The organism is Streptomyces smaragdinus (genome assembly GCF_009604385.1).
GTDB lineage: Bacteria > Actinomycetota > Actinomycetes > Streptomycetales > Streptomycetaceae > Streptomyces > Streptomyces smaragdinus.
In genome coordinates this window covers 1-23,083 of sequence record NZ_WEGJ01000045.1, presented here as the reverse complement: position 1 = coordinate 23,083, position 23,083 = coordinate 1, and the positions used below count along the sequence as shown (strand labels likewise).

The 23,083-nt window shown below is 73.4% G+C and carries 24 protein-coding genes and 1 riboswitch; of the genes, 9 read left to right on the top strand and 15 right to left on the bottom strand.

What is annotated here, in order from left to right:
* Window positions 1-63: 63 nt before the first annotated feature.
* A complete protein-coding gene (locus tag SRB5_RS31600) occupies window positions 64-534 on the top strand; it encodes a Rieske (2Fe-2S) protein (RefSeq protein WP_153456907.1) in 471 nt (156 codons plus the stop codon).
* On the opposite strand, the gene SRB5_RS31595 is transcribed toward SRB5_RS31600, so the two are convergent.
* Complete coding sequence (locus SRB5_RS31595; RefSeq protein WP_153456906.1) at window positions 500-1,426, bottom strand: LysR family transcriptional regulator; 927 nt, start codon at window positions 1,424-1,426, stop codon at window positions 500-502. The two genes, SRB5_RS31600 and SRB5_RS31595, sit on opposite strands and share 35 nt — an antisense overlap.
* Window positions 1,427-1,500: 74 nt before the next feature.
* Between SRB5_RS31595 and SRB5_RS31590 the strand changes: the two genes are divergently transcribed.
* Entirely contained in the window at window positions 1,501-2,457 is a 957-nt protein-coding gene (locus SRB5_RS31590) for a DMT family transporter (protein ID WP_153456905.1), read from the top strand.
* Here SRB5_RS31590 and SRB5_RS31585 read toward each other — a convergent pair whose 3' ends face one another.
* Window positions 2,458-3,789: an aminotransferase class I/II-fold pyridoxal phosphate-dependent enzyme gene (locus SRB5_RS31585; RefSeq protein ID WP_323378805.1), complete on the bottom strand. Its 1,332-nt coding sequence runs from the start codon at window positions 3,787-3,789 to the stop codon at window positions 2,458-2,460. It abuts the gene before it with no gap.
* Window positions 3,790-3,824: 35 nt separating this feature from the next.
* Between SRB5_RS31585 and SRB5_RS31580 the strand changes: the two genes are divergently transcribed.
* Together SRB5_RS31580 and SRB5_RS31575 are read left to right on the top strand one after the other, a co-directional pair.
* A complete protein-coding gene (locus tag SRB5_RS31580) occupies window positions 3,825-4,493 on the top strand; it encodes a pyridoxamine 5'-phosphate oxidase family protein (protein WP_228390597.1) in 669 nt (222 codons plus the stop codon).
* Complete coding sequence (locus SRB5_RS31575; protein ID WP_153456902.1) at window positions 4,487-5,155, top strand: FMN-binding negative transcriptional regulator; 669 nt, start codon at window positions 4,487-4,489, stop codon at window positions 5,153-5,155. The genes SRB5_RS31580 and SRB5_RS31575 overlap by 7 nt, the downstream gene beginning before the upstream one ends.
* Here the strand turns inward: SRB5_RS31575 and SRB5_RS31570 are convergent.
* Window positions 5,139-6,071 (bottom strand): DMT family transporter, encoded by a 933-nt coding sequence (locus SRB5_RS31570; RefSeq protein WP_194293087.1) that lies wholly within the window; start codon window positions 6,069-6,071, stop codon window positions 5,139-5,141. The genes SRB5_RS31575 and SRB5_RS31570 overlap by 17 nt on opposite strands.
* Window positions 6,072-6,300: 229 nt before the next feature.
* On the bottom strand, window positions 6,301-7,281 hold the full coding sequence (locus tag SRB5_RS31565; RefSeq protein ID WP_153456901.1) for an EamA family transporter: 981 nt from the start codon (window positions 7,279-7,281) through the stop codon (window positions 6,301-6,303).
* Between the two features lie 157 nt (window positions 7,282-7,438).
* Between SRB5_RS31565 and SRB5_RS31560 the strand changes: the two genes are divergently transcribed.
* Window positions 7,439-8,113: a DUF4232 domain-containing protein gene (locus SRB5_RS31560; RefSeq protein ID WP_153456900.1), complete on the top strand. Its 675-nt coding sequence runs from the start codon at window positions 7,439-7,441 to the stop codon at window positions 8,111-8,113.
* 40 nt (window positions 8,114-8,153) lie between these two features.
* On the opposite strand, the gene SRB5_RS31555 is transcribed toward SRB5_RS31560, so the two are convergent.
* Both SRB5_RS31555 and SRB5_RS37650 read right to left on the bottom strand, forming a co-directional pair.
* Window positions 8,154-8,738, bottom strand: a complete 585-nt coding sequence (locus SRB5_RS31555; RefSeq protein ID WP_228390596.1) for a PadR family transcriptional regulator — start codon at window positions 8,736-8,738, stop codon at window positions 8,154-8,156.
* 116 nt (window positions 8,739-8,854) lie between these two features.
* Window positions 8,855-9,427, bottom strand: a complete 573-nt coding sequence (locus tag SRB5_RS37650) for a TetR/AcrR family transcriptional regulator (RefSeq protein WP_323378803.1) — start codon at window positions 9,425-9,427, stop codon at window positions 8,855-8,857.
* A gap of 85 nt (window positions 9,428-9,512) precedes the next feature.
* Here SRB5_RS37650 and SRB5_RS31545 point away from each other — a divergent pair, with 85 nt between their 5' ends.
* Window positions 9,513-9,917, top strand: coding sequence for a nuclear transport factor 2 family protein (locus SRB5_RS31545; RefSeq protein ID WP_228390595.1), 405 nt, complete (start codon window positions 9,513-9,515; stop codon window positions 9,915-9,917).
* A 4-nt stretch (window positions 9,918-9,921) separates the two neighbouring features.
* Here the strand turns inward: SRB5_RS31545 and SRB5_RS31540 are convergent, their stop codons facing one another.
* Window positions 9,922-10,656, bottom strand: a complete 735-nt coding sequence (locus SRB5_RS31540; protein ID WP_228390599.1) for a CPBP family intramembrane glutamic endopeptidase — start codon at window positions 10,654-10,656, stop codon at window positions 9,922-9,924.
* A gap of 247 nt (window positions 10,657-10,903) precedes the next feature.
* On the bottom strand, window positions 10,904-12,394 hold the full coding sequence (locus tag SRB5_RS31535; protein WP_153456896.1) for a glutamate--cysteine ligase: 1,491 nt from the start codon (window positions 12,392-12,394) through the stop codon (window positions 10,904-10,906).
* 473 nt (window positions 12,395-12,867) lie between these two features.
* Between SRB5_RS31535 and SRB5_RS31530 the strand changes: the two genes are divergently transcribed.
* Window positions 12,868-13,455, top strand: a complete 588-nt coding sequence (locus SRB5_RS31530; protein ID WP_153456895.1) for a hypothetical protein — start codon at window positions 12,868-12,870, stop codon at window positions 13,453-13,455.
* A 249-nt stretch (window positions 13,456-13,704) separates the two neighbouring features.
* On the top strand, window positions 13,705-13,911 hold the full coding sequence (locus SRB5_RS31525) for a DUF5999 family protein (protein WP_153456927.1): 207 nt from the start codon (window positions 13,705-13,707) through the stop codon (window positions 13,909-13,911).
* Window positions 13,912-13,971: 60 nt separating this feature from the next.
* On the opposite strand, the gene gcvP is transcribed toward SRB5_RS31525, so the two are convergent.
* Window positions 13,972-16,860, bottom strand: a complete 2,889-nt coding sequence (gene gcvP / locus SRB5_RS31520; protein ID WP_153456894.1) for an aminomethyl-transferring glycine dehydrogenase — start codon at window positions 16,858-16,860, stop codon at window positions 13,972-13,974.
* A 164-nt stretch (window positions 16,861-17,024) separates the two neighbouring features.
* Window positions 17,025-17,122, bottom strand: a riboswitch (glycine riboswitch).
* A 221-nt stretch (window positions 17,123-17,343) separates the two neighbouring features.
* Between gcvP and SRB5_RS31515 the strand changes: the two genes are divergently transcribed.
* Complete coding sequence (locus SRB5_RS31515) at window positions 17,344-17,748, top strand: PRC-barrel domain-containing protein (RefSeq protein WP_323378802.1); 405 nt, start codon at window positions 17,344-17,346, stop codon at window positions 17,746-17,748.
* A gap of 42 nt (window positions 17,749-17,790) precedes the next feature.
* Here SRB5_RS31515 and SRB5_RS31510 read toward each other — a convergent pair whose 3' ends face one another.
* From SRB5_RS31510 to SRB5_RS31485, 6 genes are all read right to left on the bottom strand, one after another.
* On the bottom strand, window positions 17,791-19,119 hold the full coding sequence (locus tag SRB5_RS31510; RefSeq protein WP_267132628.1) for a DNA polymerase IV: 1,329 nt from the start codon (window positions 19,117-19,119) through the stop codon (window positions 17,791-17,793).
* 128 nt (window positions 19,120-19,247) lie between these two features.
* Entirely contained in the window at window positions 19,248-19,754 is a 507-nt protein-coding gene (locus SRB5_RS31505) for a MerR family transcriptional regulator (protein ID WP_407704016.1), read from the bottom strand.
* Window positions 19,755-20,022: 268 nt separating this feature from the next.
* The gene (locus SRB5_RS31500; RefSeq protein WP_323378800.1) at window positions 20,023-20,496 is read right to left on the bottom strand and encodes a bifunctional nuclease family protein; all 474 of its coding nucleotides are present in this window, start codon (window positions 20,494-20,496) and stop codon (window positions 20,023-20,025) included.
* A gap of 83 nt (window positions 20,497-20,579) precedes the next feature.
* Window positions 20,580-21,281, bottom strand: coding sequence for a transcriptional regulator FtsR (gene ftsR, locus SRB5_RS31495; protein ID WP_153456892.1), 702 nt, complete (start codon window positions 21,279-21,281; stop codon window positions 20,580-20,582).
* 22 nt (window positions 21,282-21,303) lie between these two features.
* Entirely contained in the window at window positions 21,304-21,828 is a 525-nt protein-coding gene (locus SRB5_RS37795) for an FHA domain-containing protein (RefSeq protein ID WP_407704015.1), read from the bottom strand.
* A 501-nt stretch (window positions 21,829-22,329) separates the two neighbouring features.
* Entirely contained in the window at window positions 22,330-23,082 is a 753-nt protein-coding gene (locus tag SRB5_RS31485; RefSeq protein WP_323378799.1) for a DUF881 domain-containing protein, read from the bottom strand.
* Window position 23,083 lies beyond the last annotated feature (1 nt).

The following is a 23,083-nucleotide window of genomic DNA, read 5'->3' as shown; positions in this document are numbered from 1 at the left end:
GCGCGGCGTGCCGCGTCCGTATCGAGTCTCAGAAACATCCCCTGCGAGCTGGAGGCCCATCCCATGTCAGGATCGTCTGTGCCCGGACGCGGCACGTCCCGCCGTACCGTCGTCACGGCCGCCGGAGCGGTCGGCGCGGTCGGCCTCACCACCGCGCTCACCGCCTGCGGGTCGGATTCGCCGGACTCCTCCGGCGACGAGGCGTCGCCGAACGAATCGTCACCCGAGGCCGGGGGGACCCCGGCGGGGGGCGATCTCGCCAAGACGTCCGACATCCCCGAGGGCGGCGGGAAGATCTTCAAGGACCAGAAGGTCGTCGTCACCCAGCCCGCCGCCGGGGACTTCAAGGGCTTCAGCGCCGTCTGCACCCATCAGGGCTGCATCGTGTCGTCGGTCGGCGACGGCACCATCAACTGCGCCTGTCACGGCAGCAAGTACTCCATCGAGGACGGCTCGGTGAAGAACGGCCCGGCCACCCAGGCCCTCGCCCCGGCCCCCGTCACCGTGCAGGGTGACGAGGTCCGTCTCGGGTGACCTGAGCGGCGGCCACCCGCAGCGCCTCGACCGCCGCCCGGATCGACGGGCGGCGGTCCGCGTCCGAGCGCCAGACGGCGTAGATGTGGCGCCGTACCGTGTTGCGCACCGGCACCGCCCGTACACCCGCGGGGAGCGGGCCGCGGCCCAGCCGCGGGGCGACCGCGACGCCCAGTCCGGCGGCGACCAGCGCCAGCTGGGTGTGGTGCTCCTCCGCGGTGTGCATGACGCGCGGCTCGATGCCCTTGCCGCGCATGGTGAACATCAGCCACTCGCGGCAGAACTCGCCCTCGGGCCAGGCGATCCAGTCGTCCTCCGCCAGGTCCTCGAGGTCGATCTCGGCGCGGCCGGCGAGCGCGTGGTCCGCCGGGACCGCCACGTCCGCGACGTCGTCGAGCAGCGCCTCGCGGGCGAGGCCCGCGGGCAGCGGCATCGGCTTGTTGTACCAGTCGAGCACGACGGCCAGATCGAAGTCGCCGCGCACCACGCCGGGCAGCGAGCCGCTCGGCTCGGTCTCGCACAGCCGGGTGCGCAGCCCCGGGTGGGCGGCCCTGAGCGTCGCGAGCGCGGCGGGTCCCAGGCCCCGGGCGGCGGTCGGGAAGGCCGCCACGTTCAGCTCGCCCACGGCCTGTCCGCGGTGCGCCTCCAGATCGGCCTGGGCGACCTCGACCTGCGACAGGATCCGCACCGCGTGCTCCGACAGCAGCCGCCCGGCGTCGGTCAGCCGCACCCCGCGCCCGTGCTTGGCGAGGAGCTGCTGGCCCGCCTCCCGTTCCAGCTTGGCGAGCTGCTGGGACACGGCCGACGTCGTCACGTGCAGCCCCTCGGCCGCGGCGCTCACCGAGCCGTGCCGGGCGACGGCGGCGAGGGTGCGGAGTCGCTCGAGATTCATCTAAGGGATGCTACGCAATAGGGCGAAGAAAGTCTCGCTGGTTCTACGTAATTGCATGCCGCATCATAATGGTCATGACCACCGCTGTCGGCGACTCGCCGCATCACGCCACCGGCACCGAGCCGACCCCCTCCGCCGCCCCGCCGGCCGCCCGCCGCGCCCTCGACTGGCGCGTCCGCTTCGCGGCCCTCTCGCTGATCTGGGGCTTCAGCTTCCTGTTCATCAAGGTCGGCACGGACGGCTTCGCGCCGCTCCAGGTGACCCTGGGCCGGCTGGTCTTCGGCACGGCTGTGCTGCTGGGCGTGATGGCGGTCAAGCGGGAGCGGCTGCCGCGCGGGGCCGGGGTGTGGGGGCATATCGCGGTCGCGTCGTTCCTGCTGAACGCGCTGCCGTTCACCCTCTTCGCGTACGCCGAGCTGACCATCCCCTCCGCCCTGGCCGGCATCTGCAACGCCACGACGCCGCTGTGGGCCATGGTGCTTTCGCTGTCCGCCCTGTCCGACGACCGGCCGACGCGGCGCAGGGTGGCGGGGCTGGGGATCGGCTTCGTGGGCGTGCTGGTGGTGCTGGGCGCGTGGGAGGGCTTCGCGGGGCAGGACCTGGCCGGGACGGGGATGGCGCTGGTCGCGTCGGCGAGCTATGCGGTGGGCTGGCTGTACGTACGGCGCACGCTGGCCGGGAGCGGGCACTCGAACCTGTCGATGGCGGGCGGGCAGCTGCTGGTGGGCACCGTGCAGCTGGCCGTGGCGGCGGCGGTCCTCACGCCGGTGCCGACGTCGTTCCCGCTGCTGCCGGTGCTGTCCGTGGTGGCGCTCGGCGCCTTGGGTACGGGTACGGCGTTCCTGCTGCAGTACGGCCTCGTCTCCGAGGTCGGCCCGACGACGGCCACGATGGTCACGTACTTCATCCCGGTGATCGCGACCGCCGCCGGATTCCTGGTCCTCGGGGAGGACCTGGGCTGGAACACCCCTGTCGGGGCGCTGATCGTGCTCGCGGGGGCGGCGCTCACCCAGAGCCGGCGGCGTGCCTGATCACGCGTAGTGCCGGGAGACGGCCGGGCCGCAGGCGTCCGCGAGGGCGTCTGCAAGATGTTCGGTGTCGGCCGGGGTGAGGCGCGAGACGGTGACGCGGACGCCCTGCGGTGAGGCGAGGCGGAAGCGGGCGCCGGGGGCGACGGCCCAGCCGGACTGGAGCAGCCGGGCGACGGCGCCGGTCTCGTCGGGTACGGGGATCCACACGTTCATCCCGCTGCGGCCGTGCGCCGTGACCCCCCGCCGGGCGAGGGCGGCGATCAGCGCGTCGCGCCGGGTCCCGTAGGAGGCGGCGACCTCGCGGGGGTCGACGGCGCCGGTGCGCCACAGGTGGGTGACGGTGTCCTGGAGGAGGTGGCTCACCCAGCCCGCGGCGAGCCGCTGGCGGCCCAGGACGCGGTCCACGCCGACGGGGTCGCCGGTGAAGACGCCCAGGCGCAGGTCCGGTCCGTAGGCCTTGGCGGCCGAGCGGACGAACGCCCAGCGCTCGGTGGCGCCGGCCAGGGGGTGGGGCGGCCGGCCGACGATGTGGTGGCCGTGGTCGTCCTCGATCAGCAGGGTCTGCGGGTGCCGGGCCAGCACCGCCCGCAGTTCGCGGGAGCGGCGGGCGCCGAGCGCGGCGCCGGTGGGGTTCTGCGCGCGGGACGTGACGATCAGCGCGCGGGCACCGCCGTCGAGGGCGCGCTCCACGGCGTCGGGCAGCGGTCCGTCGTCGTCCACGGCGACGGGCACCGGGCGCAGGCCCAGCGCGGGGACGAGATCCAGGACGGCGCCCCAGCCGGGGTCCTCGACGGCCACGGCGTCACCCGCGCGCAGCCACACCGTCAGCAGCCGCTCGATCGCGTCAAGGGTGCCGGACGTGACGCCGATCGGCCCGGCGGGGACGCCGTCGGCGGTGAACGCCTCGCGGGCCAGGCGGGCCAGCTCCGGGCGGACGGCGTCGGTGCCGTAGAGGGCGGGCTCCTCGCGGGCGCGGCGGGCGGCGAACGCGAGGGCGTCGTCCAGCGGGGGCAGCAGGGCGGTGTCCGGGTTGCCGTCGCCGAGGTTGCGGGTGCCCGGCGGGGCGACGACCTGGATCCGCTCGCGGGCGGTCGTCGAGGGGCGGGCGCGCACCCGGCTGCCGCGGCGGCCGTCCGTCTCGATGACCCCGCGTTCGCGCAGGGTGCGGTACGCGGCCGAGACCGTATTGGGATTGACGCCGAGGTCCTGCGCCAACTGCCGCATCGGGGGCAGCAGTTGGCCCGGCTCGAGCAGCCCTTCGCCCACCGCGCGCTCGACGTCGGCGGAAATGTCGGCTGCGCGCCGACCCGTGATCCGATATTCTCCTAGCACAAAGAACATTATGCACTAGTGCAATGGAGTCCGCCATGGGAAGCTACCCACCGACCGAGCGCACCATACCGACCCGGTCGCGGGAGCGCGCCTCCTACGACCACGACCTGGTGCACGCGATCCTCGACGAGGGGTACGTCTGCCATCTCGGCTTCGTGCGCGACGGCGCCCCGGTCGTACTGCCGACGCTCTACGCCCGGGTGGGCCACGTCCTGTACGTGCACGGCTCGACGGGCTCGCGCCCGCTGCGGTCGGCGGACCCCGGCCTGAAGGTCTGCGTGACCGTCACCCACGTGGACGGGCTGGTGCTCGCCCGCTCGGCGTTCAACCACTCGATCAACTACCGCTCGGTGGTCGTCCACGGCACCGCCCGCCAGGTCACCGACCCGGCGGCCAAGGCCGAGGCGCTGGACGCGCTGACCGAGCACGTGGTGCCGGGCCGGACCGCCGGCTGCCGGCCGGCGAACGCCAGGGAGCTCGCGGCGACGGCGGTGCTGGCGCTCGACCTCGCGGAGGTCTCGGCGAAGGTCCGCGCCGCCGGGGTCATCGACGACGACGAGGACATGGGCCTGCCGCACTGGGCCGGCATCGTCCCCGTCCGCACGGTGTACGGCACCCCGGTCCCGGACCCGGACCTCGCGCCGGGCACCGACACCCCCGGGTATGTGTCCGCCCTCGTCCGGGAGGAGGCCCCGGCATGCTGATCCACCCCTGGGACGCCCCGTACGACGACGCCGAATGGCAGGACTGGCTCACGGGACGCGACTTCGGCCAGCTCGCCGTCAACGGCTCCGCCGGCGAGCCGCCGTTCGTCCAGCCCGTGCACTTCGCGTACGACGCGGGGCGCGCGGAGGTCGTGACGCATCTGGCCCGGCCCAATCCCGTGCTGAAGGCGATCGAGGACGCCCCCGAGGTGCTGCTGAGCGTGGTCGACGACTACGCGTTCGTCCCCGGGGCGTGGAAGGCGGAGGCCGGGACGCCCGCCGCGCACGGCGTGCCGACCAGCTTCTACGCGGCCGTCCAGCTGCACTGCACGGCACATGTCGTGACCGATCCGGAGCTGACAGCGCGGCTGCTGGCCCGGCAGACGGACCACTTCCAGGGCGCCGGCTCGCACGCCCCGATCGCGCCCGGGACCGAACCGTTCGGGCGGCTGCTGCCGGGGATCCGGGTGCTGCGGCTGGAGGTCACGCGGGTGCGGGCGAAGTTCAAGTACGCGGGCAAGAACCCGCGCGCGGTCCAGGAGCGCGTCGCCGCCGGACTGGCCGGGCGGAACGCACCCCTGGACGGGGCGGCGCGCGGCAACCTGCTGCGCCGGGCGGCGCGTCAGGAGGCCGGCCGGCCGCCGGTCACTCCCGGCAGGTGAGCAGCGCGGGCGACGGCCCGGCGGGTGTCCGCCGGGCCGTCGCCGCGCGGGTCTCCGCCGCCGTGAGGCCGACGACGGCGGCCAGCAGCAGGACCGTGCCCGCCACGGTGGCCGCGGTGAGGTGTTCGCCGAGCAGCGTGACGGCGACGATCGCCGCGCTCACCGGCTCGATCAGCATGATCACCGAGACGGTGGCGGCCCGGACCACGGCCGCGCCGGCAAAGTACAGCACGTATGCCAGGGCGGTCGGCACCACCGCGACGTACGCCAGGATCAGGGCGAGCCGGGCCGGCTCCGCGGTGTGCGGCAGCAGACCCTCGGCGGCGGCCAGCGGCAGCAGCGGTACGGCGCCCAGCCCGAAGGTCCAGGCCGTGGTCCGTACCGTGTCCTGCGCCTCACCGCCCCGGCCCGCCCACCGGGTGAGCAGCGTGGTGGCCGCGTAACCGGACGCCGACACGACGGCGAGGGCGACGCCCGCCGGCCGTACCGTCGCCGCCGATCCCCCGAGCACCAGCACCGCGAGGCCCGCCAGCGCGCCGGCGACGGCCGCGAGTCCGCCGGCGCCCATGCGTTCGCCGAGGAACAGCCGGCCGCCGAGCGCGATGAGCACGGGGCCGGCGCCGAGGGTGACGACCGTACCGACGGCCAGACCCGTCGATCCGACGGCGCCGAAGTAGGCGCTCTGGAACAGCGCCATGCTCAGCGCCATGACGATCCGCGGCACCCAGACCCGGCGCGGCGCCGGCCGGACGGCGGCGGGCCGGGGCGGGCGCGGCCGGAAGGCCAGGAGCAGCAGCATCAGGGCGGTCCCGCCGAGCTGGCGGTAGAAGGACAGGCCCAGGGGGCCCAGTTCGCTGATCCGGAAGACCAGGGAGCCGGCGGCGCCGGCCGTACCCCAGGCGGCTCCGGCCACCATCAGGAAGAAGAGTCCCTTCCCCGTCGGCAACGGGGACAGGGCGGAGGTGTGATTCGGCACGTGGTTTCTCCGCGCGTGAAGGAAGTGGTCGGGGATTCCTTCTGCGGGCAGCGGAAAGCGGCGCGAGGGCCGTGAGACGTCCGGACCCGGACGCCGGCCTCCCGGACGGTGCGGCCCGCGCTACGCGGCCGGAGGGGGGAGAACGAGGGTGCCTGGCATGCCCGTGACCCTACGCGGTGCGCTGCGGCGCGGGCAACGCCGCCTCGGACCCGCCGGAGGCGACGGGCTCCCCGCCGGACGTCTTCGGCCGCGAGGTCTGCGCGATGAACGCCCCGACCAGCACCAGCGCCCCGCCGGCGAGCTGCGGCGCGGCCAGATGCTCACCGAGCAGCACCCAGGCCAGTACGGTCGCCACGACGGCCTCCAGGAACGACACCACCCCAGCCACCTGCGGCGAGAGCAGCCGCACCGAGACGATCCCGGTGAGATACGCGACGACCGTGGCGATCAGGATCACCCACGCCAGCAGCACCCCCGCCGGCACCGACCGCGACCCCAGCTCCGCCGGCCCGCCCAGCACCGCCCAGTCCATCCCCCAGGGCCGGGCGACGGCGGTGAGCACGACGGCACCGATGAGCAGCCCGTACGCGATGACGCCCAGCGGGTCCGGCGCCTTCCCGTCCGTACCCCTGCCGTGGTCGCCGAGGATGAAGTACGCGGCCTGACAGACGGCGGCGCCCAGGGCCAGCGCCACCCCCGCCGGCCCGAACCGCATCCCCGTCCAGACCTCGACCACACACGCCATGCCCGTCACGGCCAGCACCACGCCGGCCGCCGCGGCACGCGAGACGGGACGGCGCTGCACGAACCGGATCCAGCCGAGGACGAGCGCGGGGCCGAGGTACTCGATGAGCAGCGCGACCCCCACCGGGATCCGCGCGATCGCCGCGAAGTAGAACGCCTGCACACCGGCCACGCCCAGCAGTCCGTAGCCGGCGAGCAGCGCGGGATGGGTGCGCAGCAGCGACCGGTGGCGCCACGCCAGCGGCAGCAGGACCAGCGCGGCACCGGCCGCCCGCAGCCAGACGACGTGCAGCGGGCCGAGCCCCGCCTCGATCAGCGGCTTGGCCGCGGTCCCCGAACCACCGAACGCAAGCGCGGAGGCGAGGGCCAGGCCCAGCCCCGCGTTGCGTCCCTCAGACATGTGCATCGGGCCATGATGACAGGCGGCGACAGGAGTATCGACGGCGGTGGCGCCTTACCGGCCGAAGCGGGGTACGCATCAAAGTGGAACCACCGGGACCGCGGCAGAGTCCAAGGACCGGCACCACGTTTCGGCATGGTCACTCCAACCCCAAGGGGACGACATGAACCGATCCCGAACCCGCGCCGCGGTCACGGTCTGCGCGCTCGCGGGCCTGCTGGCAGCCGGCTGTACGACCGGAGACCGATCCGCGCCCGGCACACCGGCGGGCGCGGCGTCCTCGGCCGCCGCGCCGGACGAAGGCGAACCGACCCAGGACAGCGCCACCCCCGACGACCCGGGGACGACGGACGAGGCCGCCCCGACCACCGCCGCGGCCCCCGCGGTACAGCAGGAGACGCGGCCGGCCTGGTGCGCGACGGACGCGCTGCGGATGTCGCTGCGCCAGCTCAACCCGGCGGCGGGCAACCGCTACACGGTGCTGGTGATCACCAACGCCTCGGACACCGCCTGCCGTACGCAGGGCTATCCGGGGCTGCAGCTGGTCGACGCACGGGGGCGTGACCTGCCGACCTCCGTGGTCCGGGACCGCTCGCGGCGCCCCGTACAGCTGACGCTGCGCCCGGGCCGGGCGGCGTGGACGCGGCTGCACTGGTCGCAGGTCCCCGGGGAGGGCGACAGCACCACCGGGCCCTGTCAGGGCACGCCGGCGGTGCTGGAGGTGATTCCGCCGGACCGGCGCACGGCCCGGGACGTCCGGTGGTCGACGGGCGAGGTGTGCAGCGGCGGCCGGATCGACGTGCTGTCGCTCGCGCCGGGGCAGGGGCCGGCGGACTGACGCCCGGGGTGCCCGCCGGAGCGGCGGCGGGCACGCCCGGTCAGCTCTCGTCCTCGTCGGCGAGGATCAGGTAGAGCTTCTTGCGCGCGTCGTTGACGACGGCGATCGCCTTCCGGCGCTGCTCCGGCGTGCCGGTGGTCCAGGCCTGGCGGAACGCCTCGGCGAGCGCCATGCCCGCCTGGCCGATCTCCTGCATGGCCTCCCAGTCGACGCCGCGGCCGGCCTCCTCCCAGGGGGCGTCGGGACCGGACTCGGCCTCCTCGCGTCCGCTGTCGGTGAGGGTGAAGAGCTTCTTGCCGCCCTCCGTCCGGCTATTTATCAGCCCCTCGTCCTCGAGCATCTGCAGCGTCGGGTAGACCGACCCCGGACTGGGCTTCCAGGCGCCGCCGCTGCGCTCGGCGATCTCCTGGATCATCTCGTAGCCGTGCATCGGCCGGTCCTTCAGCAGGGCCAGGATCGACGCCCGGACGTCTCCCTTGCGCGCCCTCCCCCGGTGCCCGCCGCGACCGCGGGGGCCGAAGGGCCCCGGACCGCCGAAGGGGCCGAAGGGGGGCCCGAAGGGACCGAATGCCGCGCGGCGCCCGTCGTGGGGGCCGCCTTCGTGTGCAAAGTGAGGGGATCGCATGATCGTATTCCTTTCCGAGAGTGATCGCGTAAGCATCGCGATGCCTCAACGATATATCGGCGAATTGGATACGACAAGGCTCGCCCGACCGGATGGCCGGAAACGAATGGTGGGAGTTACTCGGACGGCCGCCCCGCCAGGGCCTCGACGGCCGGGCGGAGCAGGGCGGCGACGCGGTCGGCGGGAACGTCCCGCAGCGCCTCCAGGCCGAGGAGCTGATGGCCGATCGTGACCCCCAGCAGGGTAGTGACGATCAGCGCGGCACGCAGCTCCGCGTCCCCGGCCGCGGGCAGGGCGGCGCCGACGCCGTCGATCTGCCGGCCCAGGACGGTACGGACGTGCTCGGCGGCGGCCGGGTCCGTGAGCATCGACCGCATCATCGCGAGGGTGCCCTCGGGGAGGCCGCCGAGCTTGAGGCCGAGCGTGGCCATCAGCTGGTCGACGAGCGCGCCGGGGTCCGCTCCTGCCGCCGGGGGGACCGGCGCCGCCTGCACCGCCCGGGTGAACAGCTCGCGCTTCGAGCCGAAGTACTGCATGACCAGCGCCGGGTCGACGCCCGCCGCGCCCGCCACGGCGCGGATGGTGGTGCGGTCGAATCCCTTCGCGGCGAACAGCTCGCGGGCGCCGGCGAGGATCCGCGCCTCGGTGGCCCGGCGGCGGTCGGCACGGGACTGGGGAGGGGTGGGCACCCGTTCACTCTACAGCCGTTGACCGAACGGACCGGAAGCGTCTACGGTCGTTGGGTCAACAGGCGTTGAGCGAATGGAGTCACCGATGCCACGCGACCCCCGTGAGGTGCTGGCCCGCTACTACCGGGCCATGCTCGACAAGTCCGCCGACGACCTCGCCGACCTCTACGCCCCGGACGGGGTGCACGAGTTCCCCTTCACCGCGCCGGGCTTCCCCCCGCGCTTCGAGGGCCGGGAAGCCGTACGGGCGGGATACAGGGCGGCCTGGGGCGCGAGCCCCGTACAGGTCGAGGAGGTCAGGGAGGTCGCGGTCCACGAGACCACCGACCCCGCGGTGATCGTCGCCGAGCACGTCGTGGTGGGCTCGCTGCCGGCCACAGGCGCCGCGTTCACCGTCCCCGGCCTGCTCGTCCTCCACGTCCACGACGGACGCATCACCCGTACCCGCGACTACATGGACACCCTGGCGGTCTCCGCCGCCCGGGGGTGAGCCCTCACCCCGTGGGCAGCCAGTCCACCTTGCCCGCCAGCAGCGCGTAGCCCACGAACGCCACGATGTCGATCAGCGCGTGCGCGGCGACGAGCGGCCCGACCCGGCCCCAGCGGCGGTAGAGCAGGACGAAGATCACGCCCATCACCGCGTTGCCGGCGAAGCCGCCGATGCCCTGGTAGAGGTGGTACGAGCCGCGCAGCAGCGCGCTCGCGGCCAGCGAGGCGGCGGGCGTCCAGCCCAGCTGGCCGAGGCGGCGCAGCAGATAGCCGACGACCACGACCTCCTCCAGCAGGGAGTTCTGGATCGCCGAGAGGACCAGCACCGGCAGCTTCCACCAGATGTCCGGGAGGGACTCCGGTACGACGGTGAGGTTGGCGCCCGAGGCCCGCGCGCCCAGGTAGAGCAGCAGCCCGCTGCCGCCGATGCCGGCGGCGACCAGGGCGCCGCGGCCGAGGTCCGACGCCTGCCGGCTCAGGTCGCAGCCGATGGCCCGCAGCCCGCCGGCGCGTTCGCGCAGCAGGAAGTACGCGACCAGCGCCACGGGGACGAGCGACGTCGTGATGCCGAACAGCTGCCAGGCCAGGTCCAGCCAGGGCCGGCCCGGCGCCGCGGAGGTGTTGAGGCGCGCGGCCTGGTCCTTCAGCCCGCCGGGCCGGGTCACCGAGCCGATGAAGCTGATCAGCGCGGACACCGCGCTGGCGCCCAGCGACACCGCCAGGACGAGCACCGTCTCCATGACCAGCAGCCGCCGGGGCTGTCCGCCGATCTCCTCGACGGACTCCACCGCGGGCCCCGTCGCGCTCGTGTCCACCGCACGTCCTCCCGCGTTCTCGCCGCCATCCGGTCGTACAGGCATCACGCACGCCAGTGTCCCGGAAAGGTTCGCCCCGGGATCCGACCGGCACGGGAGGTTCCCGTGGGAAGTCCCAGCTTGCCCGACGATCACGGCGGCCGCGGCACCGGGGTGCGCGGCCGCCGCCGGCTCACGCGGGCCAGGTGTGCACCGGCTCCTCGGTGCGGGTGAGTTCGCAGTACCGGCGGGTCATCGCGGCCAGGGCCGCCTCCCGGCCCTGCCCCGAGCGCAGCTCCCGGTGGAAGGCCTGCGCCTGCCAGGAGGCGCCGTTCACCCGGCGCCGGCAGCGTTCCTCGATGACACCCAGATAGCGGTCCCGGTCCGCGGCGTCGATGCCCCAGGCGTCGAGTCCGGCGGCGGCCATGGGCAGCAGTTCCTCCCGCACGAGACGCACCGCGGGCACCCGGACGACACCGCCGAGCCGGCGCCTGCTGGGCCACAACAGCTCGGCGTCGATACCGTGCCTGCACGCCTGTTCGAAGTTGGTGGCCGCGTCGTCGAACGGCAGCCGGCCCCACACCGGGCGCTGCTCGTCGGCGAGGGTACGCACCAGGCCGTAGTAGAAGGCGGCGTTGGCGATGACGTCGGTGACGGTCGGCCCAGCGGGCAGCACCCGGTTCTCCACCCGCAGATGGGGGACGCCGTCGACGATTCCGTACACCGGCCTGTTCCAGCGGTAGATGGTGCCGTTGTGGAGCACCAGTTCGTACAGGTCAGGGGTGCCGCCGTCGTCGATGACCTGCTGCGGGTCCTGCTCCCCGCACAGGGGCAGCAGCGCCGGGAAGTAGGTGAGGTTCTCCTCGAACAGATCCCGCACACCGTCGATCCAGCGTTCCCCGAACCAGGTCCGCGGCCGGACGCCCTGGGCCTGCAGTTCGGGCGAGCGGGTGTCGGTGGCCTGGAGGAACAGCTCGGTGCGCGACTCGCGCCACAGCTCGCGGCCGAACGCGAACGGGGAGTTGGCGCCCACGGCGACCTGCGCCGCCGAGGCCGCCTGGGCGGCGTTCCACACATCGGCGAAACGATTCGGCGTGACCTGCAGATGCAGCTGTACGGAGGTGCAGGCGGCCTCGGCGGCTATCGACTCCGCGAGATACGTCAGCCGTTCGACCCCCTGGATCTCGACGGCTATCTCCTCACCCCGGGCCGACATGATCTGATCGTTGAGCAGCAGATAGCGGTCCACGTCGGAGAGATTCGCGGTGACCAGGTCGTCCGCGGTGAGGGTGGGCAGAATACCGATCATCACGATGCCGGCGGCGATCTCCCGGGCTTTGCGGTCGGCATATCCCAGACCGGTGCGCAGTTCTTCCGCGAGCTGGTCGAGAACGCGGGCGGACAGCCGGTGCGGGGCGATGTTCACCTCGAGATTGAACTGCCCGAGTTCGGTCTGGAAATCGGGACTCGCGATTCGCTCGAGCACCTCGTGGTTCAGCATGCGCGGAAAACCGTCCACGCCCACCAGGTTGAGCTCCAGCTCCACCCCCATCATCGGTCGCGGCCGGTCGAAGCGATTCTCCTCCAGCAGCCGCTCCAGCCCGGCGAGGCACTGCCGGAGCCGCTGCCGGTAGCGCTGGCGGTCGGCCAGGTCGAACCTGCCTGCCGCGACCTTCTCCCCCATCGACGTGTCCTCCTCGGATCGGGCGTGCCGGGATAATGCCCCGTGCACGCGATCCGTAACGTTCGGGCCTGTGCTCATCGGGACGTTTCACGGTTCCCGCGTACTGCCGCAACAGGCACATCCCGTGGGCATAATGGGAGCGGTGTGAGACCGAACACATCGTTGGTGAAAATCACCGACGAGTTCCGGCCGTCTGCACGGAAGCGCTTTCCCCTGGCCAAGAGCACGGGCCGCACGAATCATCCCGCGGTGCCCGATCCCACATCGGCCGGAATTCCTCTTGCCGGCAATATTGGGGCCGCCTGGCCGAAACACCGACCTGACAAGGGCCGGGTAAACTGCCCCGACGAGGCAGAGAGCCGGCGCCGCCCCGACCGGGCCATGGACGCCCTCTGTCCCCGCGAGCCGACAGCGCCGTCCGCACCGACCCACCCCGAGCACCACAGGTCTGTCCCCAGTGAGAGGCGACCGATATGCCGCTGCTTGCACCCCGAGCCCCCGCCCCCGCCCTGCGCAGTGTCGTCGCGGCGCTGTCCTCGCCGGCCGTCCTCGGTGCCCGTACCGCCGCCCTGAGCCGCAGTCAGGGCCCGCTCGTCCCCGAACGGCCGCTGCCCGTGCACATCATGGACAAGGTGGGCGAGGCCGGCGGGCCGCCGAGCACCCGGCCCGGCGGCTGGCGGTTCCTGCTGCGCGGCGCGGACCAGAGCGTACGGGCCGCCGCGGAGACGATGCTCACCGCCGACGGCTGGGCGTTCTCGCACGTCGTACAGGGTCCGTACGTCGACGCGACCGAGCGCGCCCTGCGGCAGGCCGAGTCGCTGCCCGGGTTGTTCCAGACCCGTCTGCTGTCCATTCCCGAGCTGTACATGCTCACCCTGTGGCTGCACGGCGACACCACGGCCGACGGCCTGACCGGCCACCCGGCGCCGGACGACCTGCTGGTGCCGCTGGCCCCGGCCCCGCCCGGGATCGCGGCCCACCGCCCGCACCGGGTGGCCGACTTGCTGCCCCGGCTGACCCTCCGGCTGTCGTCCCCGTCGCTGCTGCCCACGACCGCCTGATCCCGGGGCACCGCCCCCGTCGCGGGCCGGACGGCCGGATCCCTACCGGCCGTCCGGAGGTACGCGGGTGCCCGGGCAACCGCCCGGCCGGGTGATGCGTCCTCCCCGAGCGAGACCAGTCATCGCGAAATCCCTGCGGATCGACGCCCGTAGGGCAACACTGGTTCCGACCGATTCGTACGGGGGACGGCCATGACCCAGTCGACCAGCCATCGCACCGAGCAGACGCAGCGAGAGAAATCCATCACCATGTGCCCGCATCAGCCCACGTGTCCGACCGCCGACTCCGAGGACCGGGAGGCCGCGCACCCGGTCGCCCACCACCCCGAGCAGGGATGGAGCCTGCTCTGCAACGGGGTGGTCCTCTTCGAGGACACCGGTGAGCTGCTGCCCGACGGGCGGATCATCGCACCGCACCGGCCGCTGCGGACCACCGGTGTGATCACCGCGGCCTGAGCCGCCCGAAGACCGAAGGCCGGCCCGGCATGCCGCCGGACCGGCCCCCTGTGTGTGCGGTCAGCCCGCGTACTCCTCCATGGGCGGGCAGGAGCACACCAGGTTCCGGTCGCCGTACGCGCCGTCGATCCGGCGGACCGGCGGCCAGTACTTGTCGGCCGCGTCCAGGCCGGCCGGGAAGACGGCCTCGGCGCGGGTGTACGGGTGCTCCCAGTCGCCGCCGAGCACGGCGGCGGTGTGCGGGGCGTTGGCCAGGGGGTTGTCGGCCTTGTCCCACTCCCCCGAGCCGACCTTGTCGATCTCCGCGCGGATGGCGATCATCGCGTCGCAGAAGCGGTCGAGTTCGGCCAGGTCCTCCGACTCGGTGGGCTCGATCATCAGCGTGCCGGCCACGGGGAACGACATCGTCGGGGCGTGGAAGCCGTAGTCGATGAGCCGCTTGGCCACGTCGTCGATGGACACGCCGGTGGCCTTGGTGAGCGGCCGGACGTCGATGATGCACTCGTGCGCGACCAGGCCGTTCGGGCCGGTGTAGAGCACCGGGTAGTGCGGCTCGAGGCGCTTGGCGACGTAGTTGGCGCTGAGCACCGCGACCTGGGTGGCGCGGCGCAGGCCCTCGGCGCCCATCAGCCGGACGTACGCCCAGGAGATGGGCAGGATGCCGGCGGAGCCCCAGGGGGCGGCGGAGACGGGGCCGACGCCGGTCTCCGGGCCGGCGGCGGGCTGCAGCGGGTGGTTGGGCAGATACGGGGCGAGGTGGGCGCGGACCGCGACCGGGCCGACGCCGGGGCCGCCGCCGCCGTGCGGGATGCAGAACGTCTTGTGCAGGTTCAGGTGCGAGACGTCCGCGCCGAACTTGCCCGGCTTGGCCAGGCCCACCAGGGCGTTGAGGTTGGCGCCGTCGACGTAGACCTGGCCGCCGGCCTCGTGCACCGCGGCGCAGACCTCGGTGATCTGCTCCTCGAACACGCCGTGGGTGGAGGGGTAGGTCACCATCAGCACGGCGAGTTCGTCGCGGTGTTTGTCGATCTTGGCGTGCAGGTCCTCGACGTCGACATCACCGTCCTCGCGGGTGGCGACGACCACGACCTTCATCCCGGCCATCACGGCGCTGGCGGCGTTGGTGCCGTGCGCGGACGACGGGATCAGGCACACCGTACGGCCGGTGTCGCCGTTCGCCCGGTGGTACGCGCGGACGGCCAGCAGACCGGAGAGTTCGCCCTGGGAGCCGGCGTTGGGCTGGAGGGAGACCTTGTCGTAGCCCGTGACCTCGGCCAGGCGCTCCTCGAGCTCCCGGATCAGGGTGAGGAAGCCCTCGGCCTGCTCGGCGGGGGCAAACGGGTGCAGGTCACCGAACTCGGGCCAGGTGATCGGCTCCATCTCGGTGGTGGCGTTCAGCTTCATGGTGCAGGAGCCGAGCGGGATCATGCCGCGGTCCAGCGCGTAGTCCCGGTCGGCGAGCCTGCGCAGGTAGCGCAGCATGGCCGTCTCGGAGCGGTGGCTGTGGAAGACGGGGTGGGTGAGGACCTCGTCGGTGCGCAGCAGGCCGGCGGGCAGGGTGTCGTCGGTGGCGGCGTCCAGGGCCCCGGCGTCGGCGGTGACGCCGAAGGCGGACCAGACGGCGGTCAGGTCGGCGCGGGTGGTGGTCTCGTCGCAGGCGATGCCGACGTGGTCGGCGTCCGTGAGGCGCAGGTTCACGCCGGCCTCGCGGGCGGCGGCGACGACCTCCGCGGCGCGGCCGGGAACCTTCGCCGTCACGGTGTCGAAGAAGGCGCCGCGGGTGAGCTCCACGCCGCCGGCCGTGAGTCCGGCGGCCAGGACGGCCGCGTACCGGTGGGTGCGCCGGGCGATGGCGCGCAGCCCGTCGGGGCCGTGGTAGACGGCGTACATGCCGGCCATCACGGCGAGCAGGACCTGCGCGGTACAGATGTTGGACGTGGCCTTCTCGCGGCGGATGTGCTGCTCGCGGGTCTGCAGCGCCAGCCGGTACGCCTGCTTGCCGTCGGCGTCCTTCGACACGCCGACGAGGCGGCCGGGCAGGCTGCGGGCGAACGTGTCGCGGACGGACATGTAGCCGGCGTGCGGGCCGCCGAAGCCCATCGGGACGCCGAAGCGCTGGGTGTTGCCCACCGCGATGTCGGCGCCGAGCTCGCCGGGGGACGTCAGCAGGGTGAGGGCGAGGAGGTCGGCGGCGACGGTGACGAGCGCGCCGAGCTCGTGCGCCCGCTCGATCACGGGGCGCAGGTCGCGGACCTCGCCGGAGGCGCCCGGGTACTGCAGCAGGACGCCGAACACGCCGCGGCCGGCGATCTCGTCGGGGATGCCGGCGCTCAGATCGGCGACGACGACCTCGACGCCGGTGGGCTCGGCGCGGGTCTCGATGACGGCGACGGTCTGCGGCAGGGTCTCGGCGTCGACCAGGAAGACGCCCTCCTTGACCTTGCCCATCCGGCGGGAGAGGGCCATCGCCTCGGCCGCGGCGGTGCCCTCGTCGAGCAGGGAGGCACCGGCGGTGGGCAGACCCGTGAGGTCGGCGACGACCGTCTGGAAGTTGAGCAGCGCCTCGAGCCGGCCCTGGGAGATCTCCGGCTGGTAGGGGGTGTAGGCCGTGTACCAGGCCGGGTTCTCCAGCACGTTGCGCAGGATGACCGGCGGGGTGAAGGTGCCGTGGTAGCCGAGGCCGATCATGGAGGTCAGGACCTCGTTGCGGCCGGCCAGGGCGCGCAGCTCGGCGAGGACCTCGGGCTCGGTGCGGGCCGCGGGCAGGTTCAGCGCCTCCGCGCCCTTGATGACGTCCGGGACGGCGGCGTCGGTGAGCTCGTCCAGGGAGCCGTAGCCGACCTGGGCCAGCATCTTGGCCTCGGCCTCGCGGCCCGGGCCGATGTGGCGCTGCTCGAAGGGGATGCCGCGCTCGAGCTCTGCGAGGGACGGGCGGTGGGTGGCGGTCATCGAAAAGGCCTCCTGGTCGCATGGACCTTCGAGGGGCGCCTGGGGTGGCACCCGAACGGCCTCCCCCTCTGTCATCTCGACCTGAGAGCTTCACCGGGCCGCGCGGCCCGGTTTTCACCGTCGGTGAGGGTCGGGACGTACCCGGCCCTGCTTTCCAGAGTGACCTCGTCCGCGCGGTACGTGTGCCTGAGAGATTCCGGGGAGGATTTGCTCCTTCGGCGCCGTCACGATGGCCGGTGACGGACTCTCCCGCGCGGGGTTTGCAGCCGTGTTCCAGCCTACCAGCGGCGTGAGGGCCGACGCCGTGACGTCCGACGCTTTTGAGCAGGGGGTACGTGTGCCCGGCGGCGCTGCCGGGCAGGCGCCCGACGGCAGGGTGGAGGTGCCCGCTGGAGGGCGGCTCGGGTGGTTGCCTCGAGTGGCCGTACGGCGGGATGTGGCATTGGGTGGAGCCAGCGAGGCAGTCGAGCCGTTGGAGGGACCGTGCACGGTGACATCGATCCCCGGAGCCTGATCGGGTGCAAGGCGTACGACAGCGCGGGGACGCGGATCGGGACGGTCGACGAGGTCTATCTCGACGACGCGACCGGGCGGCCCCAGTGGGCGGCCGTGCGCACGGGGCTGTTCCACCGGGACGCGTTCGTACCGCTGGAGCCCAGCGAGCTCCGGGGCGGCACGCTGCGGGTGCCGTTCGCGCGGGAGCTGATCAAGGACGCGCCGGACTTCGGGGTGGGGCGGCATCTGTCGCCGGCGCAGGAGCTGCAGCTCTACCACCACTACGGGCTCACCCTGCCCGGGACGGCGGACGGACGCCGGGCGCGGGGGTCCGGGCAGGCCGCGCCGCCGGCGGACCGGGACTTCGGACGGATCGCGGGGGCGGAGGGCTGAGGTCTTCTCGTACGGGCGTGCTCCCGGCCCCGTACGGGCGCGTCAGGCCGCGTCCTCCGGGACCAGCGGCAGCGGCTCGCCCGGCTCCAGCGCGGGGTCGTCGTCGGCGAACGTCCGCACCCGGCCCGGCGCCGGCGACCCCGGCTCCTCGAACCGCACCGTGACCCGTCCCACCCCGCTGCCCTGCACCCAGCCCGCGCCGTGCTCGGCGTGGCGTACGTCGTGGCCGGGCAGCCAGCGGCGTGTCGCGGGCTCCGGCTCCGGCAGCGCGACGGGGGGCGCGGGCAGCGCCGGCAGGGGGCCCGCGGCGGGCTCCGGGCCGGGGTGGGCCTCGGCGTACTGGGCGAAGAGGTCCTCCTGCGTGTAGTCCGCGAGCCCGCTGACGCCGACGCCGAGCAGCCGTACGCCGCCCGTGGTGTCGACGGACTCCAGCAGCCGCTCCGCCGCCTCCCGGACCACCACGGGGTCGTCCGTGGGCCCGCGCAGGGTCTCGGAGCGGGTGAGGGTGGAGAAGTCGTACCGCCGGACCTTCAGCACCACCGTACGGCCCGAGCGTCCGGCCCCGCGCAGCCGCCCCACGCAGCGGTCCGCCAGCCGGGCCACCTCGCCGCGGATCCGCATCCGGTCGTGCAGGTCGACGTCGTAGGTGTCCTCGACGGAGACGGACTTCGTGTCGCGCTCGGCCACCACCGGGCGCTCGTCGTGTCCGGTCGCCATGACGTGGATCCCGGCGCCGTGCGCCTTGCCCAGCAGCCGGACCAGCTCGTCCTCGCCCGCCTCGACGAGCTGCTGGATCGTGGTCAGCCCGGCGCGGCGCAGCGTCTCCGCGGTGGCGGGCCCGACGCCGGGGAGCGTGCGGACGGGCATCGGGGCCAGCAGCGCCCGCTCGGTGCCCGGGAGCACCACGTGCAGGCCGTCGGGCTTGGCCAGCTCGGAGGCGATCTTGGCGAGCATCTTGGACCCGGCCAGTCCCACCGACCCCGGCAGGCCCGTACGGGCCCGGATGTCGGCGCGCAGCCGCTCGGCCGCCGCCCGGGTGTGCACGATGTCCGGCGGCACGCCGCCCGCCCGCAGGTCGACGAACGCCTCGTCCAGGCTGAGCGGCTCCACCAGCGGGGACAGCTCGCCGAGCAGCGCCATGACCTGCCCGCTGACCCGCCGGTAGACGGCGCCGCGCGGATACAGGTAGGCGGCGTTCGGACAGAGCCGGCGGGCCTGGGCGGTGGGCATCGCGGAGTGCACGCCGAACACGCGGGCCTCGTACGAACAGGTCGCGACCACGCCGCGGGGGCCCAGTCCGCCGACGATCACGGGCTTGCCGCGCAGGCTGGGCTTGGCGGCCTGCTCGACGGCGGCGAAGAAGGCGTCCATGTCCAGATGGAGGATCGTCGGCGCGGGACCCCGGGGGTCCGGGGCCCGCGCCACGGAAGGCTGCGGCACGTGTTCGAGCATGCCCTACGCCACTGACAACCGGCGTCAGCGGATGTCCGCGGGACCGGTCAGCCGGCCCGGCCGCGGCGCCGCGCCGCCAGCTCGTCCGCCGCGCTGTCGCCGGGCAGCGTCTCGCCGGTGTCCACCCGCTCGCCGTGCAGCTGCGTCAGCGCGTCGCGCACGTCGCGCCACACCGCGCCGACGGAGATCCCGAAGATCCCCTGGCCGCCGGAGAGCAGCTCGGCGAGATCGTCCGGCGAGGCGCACTCGTACACCGTGGCCCCGTCGCAGATCAGCGTCATCTGCCGCAGGTCCGACGAGCTCGACTCGGCGAGATGGCGCACCGCGGTGCGGATGCTCTGCAGGGACACGCCGGTGTCCAGCAGCCGCTTCACGATCTTCAGCACCACGATGTCGCGGGCCCCGTAGAGCCGCTGGGTGCCCGAGCCGTAGGCCGGGCGGACGCTCGGCTCGACCAGGCCCGTACGGGCCCAGTAGTCGAGCTGGCGATAGGTGATACCGGCCGCGGCGCAGGCCGTGGGCCCGCGATAGCCGATGGTCTCGCCGGAGCTCACATTGGCCGCCCCCTGCAGGGATCGTCCGTGGAACGGGATGGGACCGTCCGAAGGGCCCGCCCCTGCCGTCATTCCGTTGCCGGTGATGCTCACGCCGACCTCCGCTCCCTGACCTGCCTGTCCGACGGTAGGCAGTCGCCAGTGGTGCGTCAACGAACGCCACACTCGGCACGCCGAGTGATAATCACCCTACGGGTGGTTTAGAGGACGCGCAGGGGAGGCAGTACTTTTTACCGCCCGGTCGGGGACCCGTTCTGCCGCAGGCTCGTCACTGCTGGCTGGTCCCGAAGTCCTCCGGCGAGATCTGGTCGAGGAACTCGCGGAACTTCTCCACCTCGTCCTCCTGCTCGTCCGGGATCGCGATGCCCGCGTCGTCCAGCACCCCGTCGCTGCCGTAGATCGGCGTCCCGGTGCGCAGCGCCAGCGCTATGGCGTCGGACGGGCGCGCGGAGACCTCGGCGCCGGAGGAGAACACCAGCTCGGCGTAGAACACGCCCTCGCGCAGATCGGTGATGCGCACCTCGGTCAGCCGCTGGCCGATGGCGTCGAGGACGTCCTTGAACAGGTCATGGGTGAGGGGTCTGGCGGGAGTCATGCCCTGCTGTGCGAAGGCGATCGCGGTCGCCTCCCCCGGTCCGATCCAGATGGGGAGGTAGCGGTCGCCGCCCACTTCGCGCAGGAGCACGATCGGTTGATTCGAGGGCATTTCGACCCGGACACCGACAACGTCGAGCTCGTTCACACAGCAACCCTAGGCCGTGCCCGTACGGTTTGGGTAGTCGGGGCGTCCCGACAGCCGGACCGGTTCGGGCGCAAGGGGGCGTTTCACCCCTTACGGGCACGCAGTGCCGACCGCAGCAGCACCGAGTGCAGCCGGCTGGCCAGGCCGATCAGCTCCTGGGCCGCGGTCTCGGCGTCCGCCCTGGTCCGCGGGCTGCGATGGCGCCGCAGCGGGGCGATCGCCTGTTCGATAAGTCCGGCCTCGCGCTCCGCGGCGGCCTTGGTCCCCTTGAGGTGCCTGGGCTCGAAGCCGTAGCGCCCCAGATCGGCCAGCAGCCGGGCCACGGCCGCGGCCTCCGGGTCGTAGCCGCCGTCGGCGTCCGGGGCGATCAGCCCGTACGCCTCCCAGTCGGCGAGCTCGCCGTCGCCGACGCCCGCCTCCCGCAGCAGCTCGCCGCGGCTGAGCCTGCCCTCGTCCGGGGAGTCCTGCCCGGCGGTCTCGCGGGCGGGGAACGGCGCCGGCGGGGTGCCGGGGGCGTCGAGCTGTTCGCGGATCACCCGCAGCGGCAGGTAGTGGTCGCGCTGCATCCGCAGGACCTGGGCCAGCCGGGCCACGTCGGCGGCAGTGAACTTGCGGTAGCCGCTCGGGGTGCGCTGGGGCTCGACCAGGCCCTCCGCCTCCAGGAAGCGGATCTTGGAGATGGTGACCTCGGGGAACTCCTCGCGCAGGACCGCGAGGACTCCCCCGATGCTCATCAGCCGCCCGGTCACCGTGGTGACCGGGCCGCCACCGTCCGTCTCCGCCATGAGTCCGTCCGGCCCGTCGGGCTCAGACGCCCCGCCGGCTGGCGTAGAACACGAGCCGGAACTTGCCGATCTGCACCTCGTCGCCGCCGGTCAGCACCGCCGAATCGATCCGCTCCCGGTTGACGTACGTGCCGTTGAGGCTGCCGACGTCGGCCACCGAGAACAGCCCGTCCGCGCCGCGGCGGAACTCCACGTGGCGCCGGGAGACCGTCACGTCGTCCAGGAAGATGTCGCTCTGCGGGTGCCGCCCCGCGGTCGTGAGCTCACCGTCGAGGAGGAACCGCGCCCCGGAGTTGGGGCCGCGGCGGACCACCAGCAGGGCGGAGCCCGGCGGCAGCGCGTCCACGGCGGCCTGCGCCTCGGGCGACAGGGACGGCGTGGCCTGGCCCATCACCTCGGCCTCGTAGGCCTCGATGCCCGAGATGGAGATCGTCGAGGTGGTCTCCGAGGGGCGTTCGGCGACGGCTCCCGCGCGCAGCGGCGCGCCGCAGTTGGAGCAGAACCGACTGGCCTCGGCGTTGCGGTGCCCGCACCTCGTACAAACCATGGACTGCGCCTCCTGCCGCGGATCGCCCGCGGCGGCATCGTTGGGAACCCCGTGCCCCGCGGAGGAAAACCCTCCACCGGTACTTGAGGTCGACGGTTGGTCGAAACCTATGCGTCCCGCCACGCCAGGGTCAACAGAAGACGCGCCCTGACCACCCGAAATGTCACCCGCAGGAGTGGCACCGGGATCGACCTGGTCACGGAAGAGCGGCGCACCTCCCGGCCCGCTCTCGTCCGCCGGACGCGCCTGGGCCCGGTGACGGCCGGCGCCCTGCGCCGACTGGCCCTTACCGAACAACCTCTGAAACAACTTCACGGGCGATTCCCCTTGAACCTTGAACAGACCCGCCCGTGGGGCAGGGACTCTCGGAGCCGTACCTGCATCAGCCGACCATCGCGGCAACAACGCACAGCCGGTGAACGTTCACAGCCGTCCCACAGTTTCCACCACACGTCACCGGTTCGATACAGCGCCCCCCTGGTCGTCCCCCGTGGCCGCGGCCTATGACGACGACCGAGCGTAGTCAGGCCGCTTCACGTCCCGCAAGGCATCCACGACGACCTTGTCCCGGGGCTCGATCCGCACAGTGGCCTGCTCCTTCTCCATCGTCTGCACCACACCGCCGGGAATCCGCAGGGCGGGCTCCAGATCGGCGGGGCGGCCGATGGCCTCGAACGTGTACGGGGCCTTCAGTTTCCGCCCGTCGACCGACACGCCCGAGGAGCCGTCCTCCACGTACGAGGAGGCCACCACGCGGACGTCGTTGATCTGGATGGCCTCGGCGCCCGCGGCGCGCAGCTCCTGGATCGTGTTGAGGAGCATGTCCGCCTCGACAGTCTCGTTCGGGTCGCCGATCACGAGATGGATGCCGGGCCCCTGGGCGGCCACCGTGCCGGCCAGGATGCCGAGCTGGCGCTCCTTGGCCGCGTTCTGGCGGCGGGCCTCCTCCGCGCGGTCGGTGCTGTTCTCCAGCTCCGCCTGCTGGTCCTCCAGCCGGGACTTCTCGTCCTCGAGCCGCTGCTTGCGGTCGTCGAGCTCGTCCAGGATGCGCACCAGGTCCTCCTGGCGGGCGCCCCGCAGGGCGCTGGGGTCGCTGGTGGAGCTGACCTGGATGGCGACGCCCAGGCCGACGACGAAGAGCACCAGGGCGACGACGAGCTGGCCCCGGCCCACCCGGGGCGGCCACAGGGCCGCCAGCAGCCGGTCCCGGCCCGTGCGGCCGTCGGGGGCGGGCCGGGCGGGGGGCGGGGGCACG

Bases quoted from the DNA above. Each gene is read 5' to 3' on its own strand.
- SRB5_RS31600 (WP_153456907.1), top strand. From the start codon at position 64: ATGTCAGGATCGTCTGTGCCCGGACGCGGCACGTCCCGCCGTACCGTC.
- SRB5_RS31595 (WP_153456906.1), bottom strand. From the start codon at position 1,426: ATGAATCTCGAGCGACTCCGCACCCTCGCCGCCGTCGCCCGGCACGGC.
- SRB5_RS31590 (WP_153456905.1), top strand. From the start codon at position 1,501: ATGACCACCGCTGTCGGCGACTCGCCGCATCACGCCACCGGCACCGAG.
- SRB5_RS31580 (WP_228390597.1), top strand. From the start codon at position 3,825: ATGGGAAGCTACCCACCGACCGAGCGCACCATACCGACCCGGTCGCGG.
- SRB5_RS31575 (WP_153456902.1), top strand. From the start codon at position 4,487: ATGCTGATCCACCCCTGGGACGCCCCGTACGACGACGCCGAATGGCAG.
- SRB5_RS31570 (WP_194293087.1), bottom strand. From the start codon at position 6,071: ATGGTGGCCGGAGCCGCCTGGGGTACGGCCGGCGCCGCCGGCTCCCTG.
- SRB5_RS31565 (WP_153456901.1), bottom strand. From the start codon at position 7,281: ATGCACATGTCTGAGGGACGCAACGCGGGGCTGGGCCTGGCCCTCGCC.
- SRB5_RS31560 (WP_153456900.1), top strand. From the start codon at position 7,439: ATGAACCGATCCCGAACCCGCGCCGCGGTCACGGTCTGCGCGCTCGCG.
- SRB5_RS31555 (WP_228390596.1), bottom strand. From the start codon at position 8,738: ATGCGATCCCCTCACTTTGCACACGAAGGCGGCCCCCACGACGGGCGC.
- SRB5_RS31545 (WP_228390595.1), top strand. From the start codon at position 9,513: ATGCCACGCGACCCCCGTGAGGTGCTGGCCCGCTACTACCGGGCCATG.
- SRB5_RS31540 (WP_228390599.1), bottom strand. From the start codon at position 10,656: ATGGAGACGGTGCTCGTCCTGGCGGTGTCGCTGGGCGCCAGCGCGGTG.
- SRB5_RS31535 (WP_153456896.1), bottom strand. From the start codon at position 12,394: ATGGGGGAGAAGGTCGCGGCAGGCAGGTTCGACCTGGCCGACCGCCAG.
- SRB5_RS31530 (WP_153456895.1), top strand. From the start codon at position 12,868: ATGCCGCTGCTTGCACCCCGAGCCCCCGCCCCCGCCCTGCGCAGTGTC.
- SRB5_RS31525 (WP_153456927.1), top strand. From the start codon at position 13,705: ATGTGCCCGCATCAGCCCACGTGTCCGACCGCCGACTCCGAGGACCGG.
- gcvP (WP_153456894.1), bottom strand. From the start codon at position 16,860: ATGACCGCCACCCACCGCCCGTCCCTCGCAGAGCTCGAGCGCGGCATC.
- SRB5_RS31510 (WP_267132628.1), bottom strand. From the start codon at position 19,119: ATGGACGCCTTCTTCGCCGCCGTCGAGCAGGCCGCCAAGCCCAGCCTG.
- ftsR (WP_153456892.1), bottom strand. From the start codon at position 21,281: ATGGCGGAGACGGACGGTGGCGGCCCGGTCACCACGGTGACCGGGCGG.
- SRB5_RS37795 (WP_407704015.1), bottom strand. From the start codon at position 21,828: ATGGTTTGTACGAGGTGCGGGCACCGCAACGCCGAGGCCAGTCGGTTC.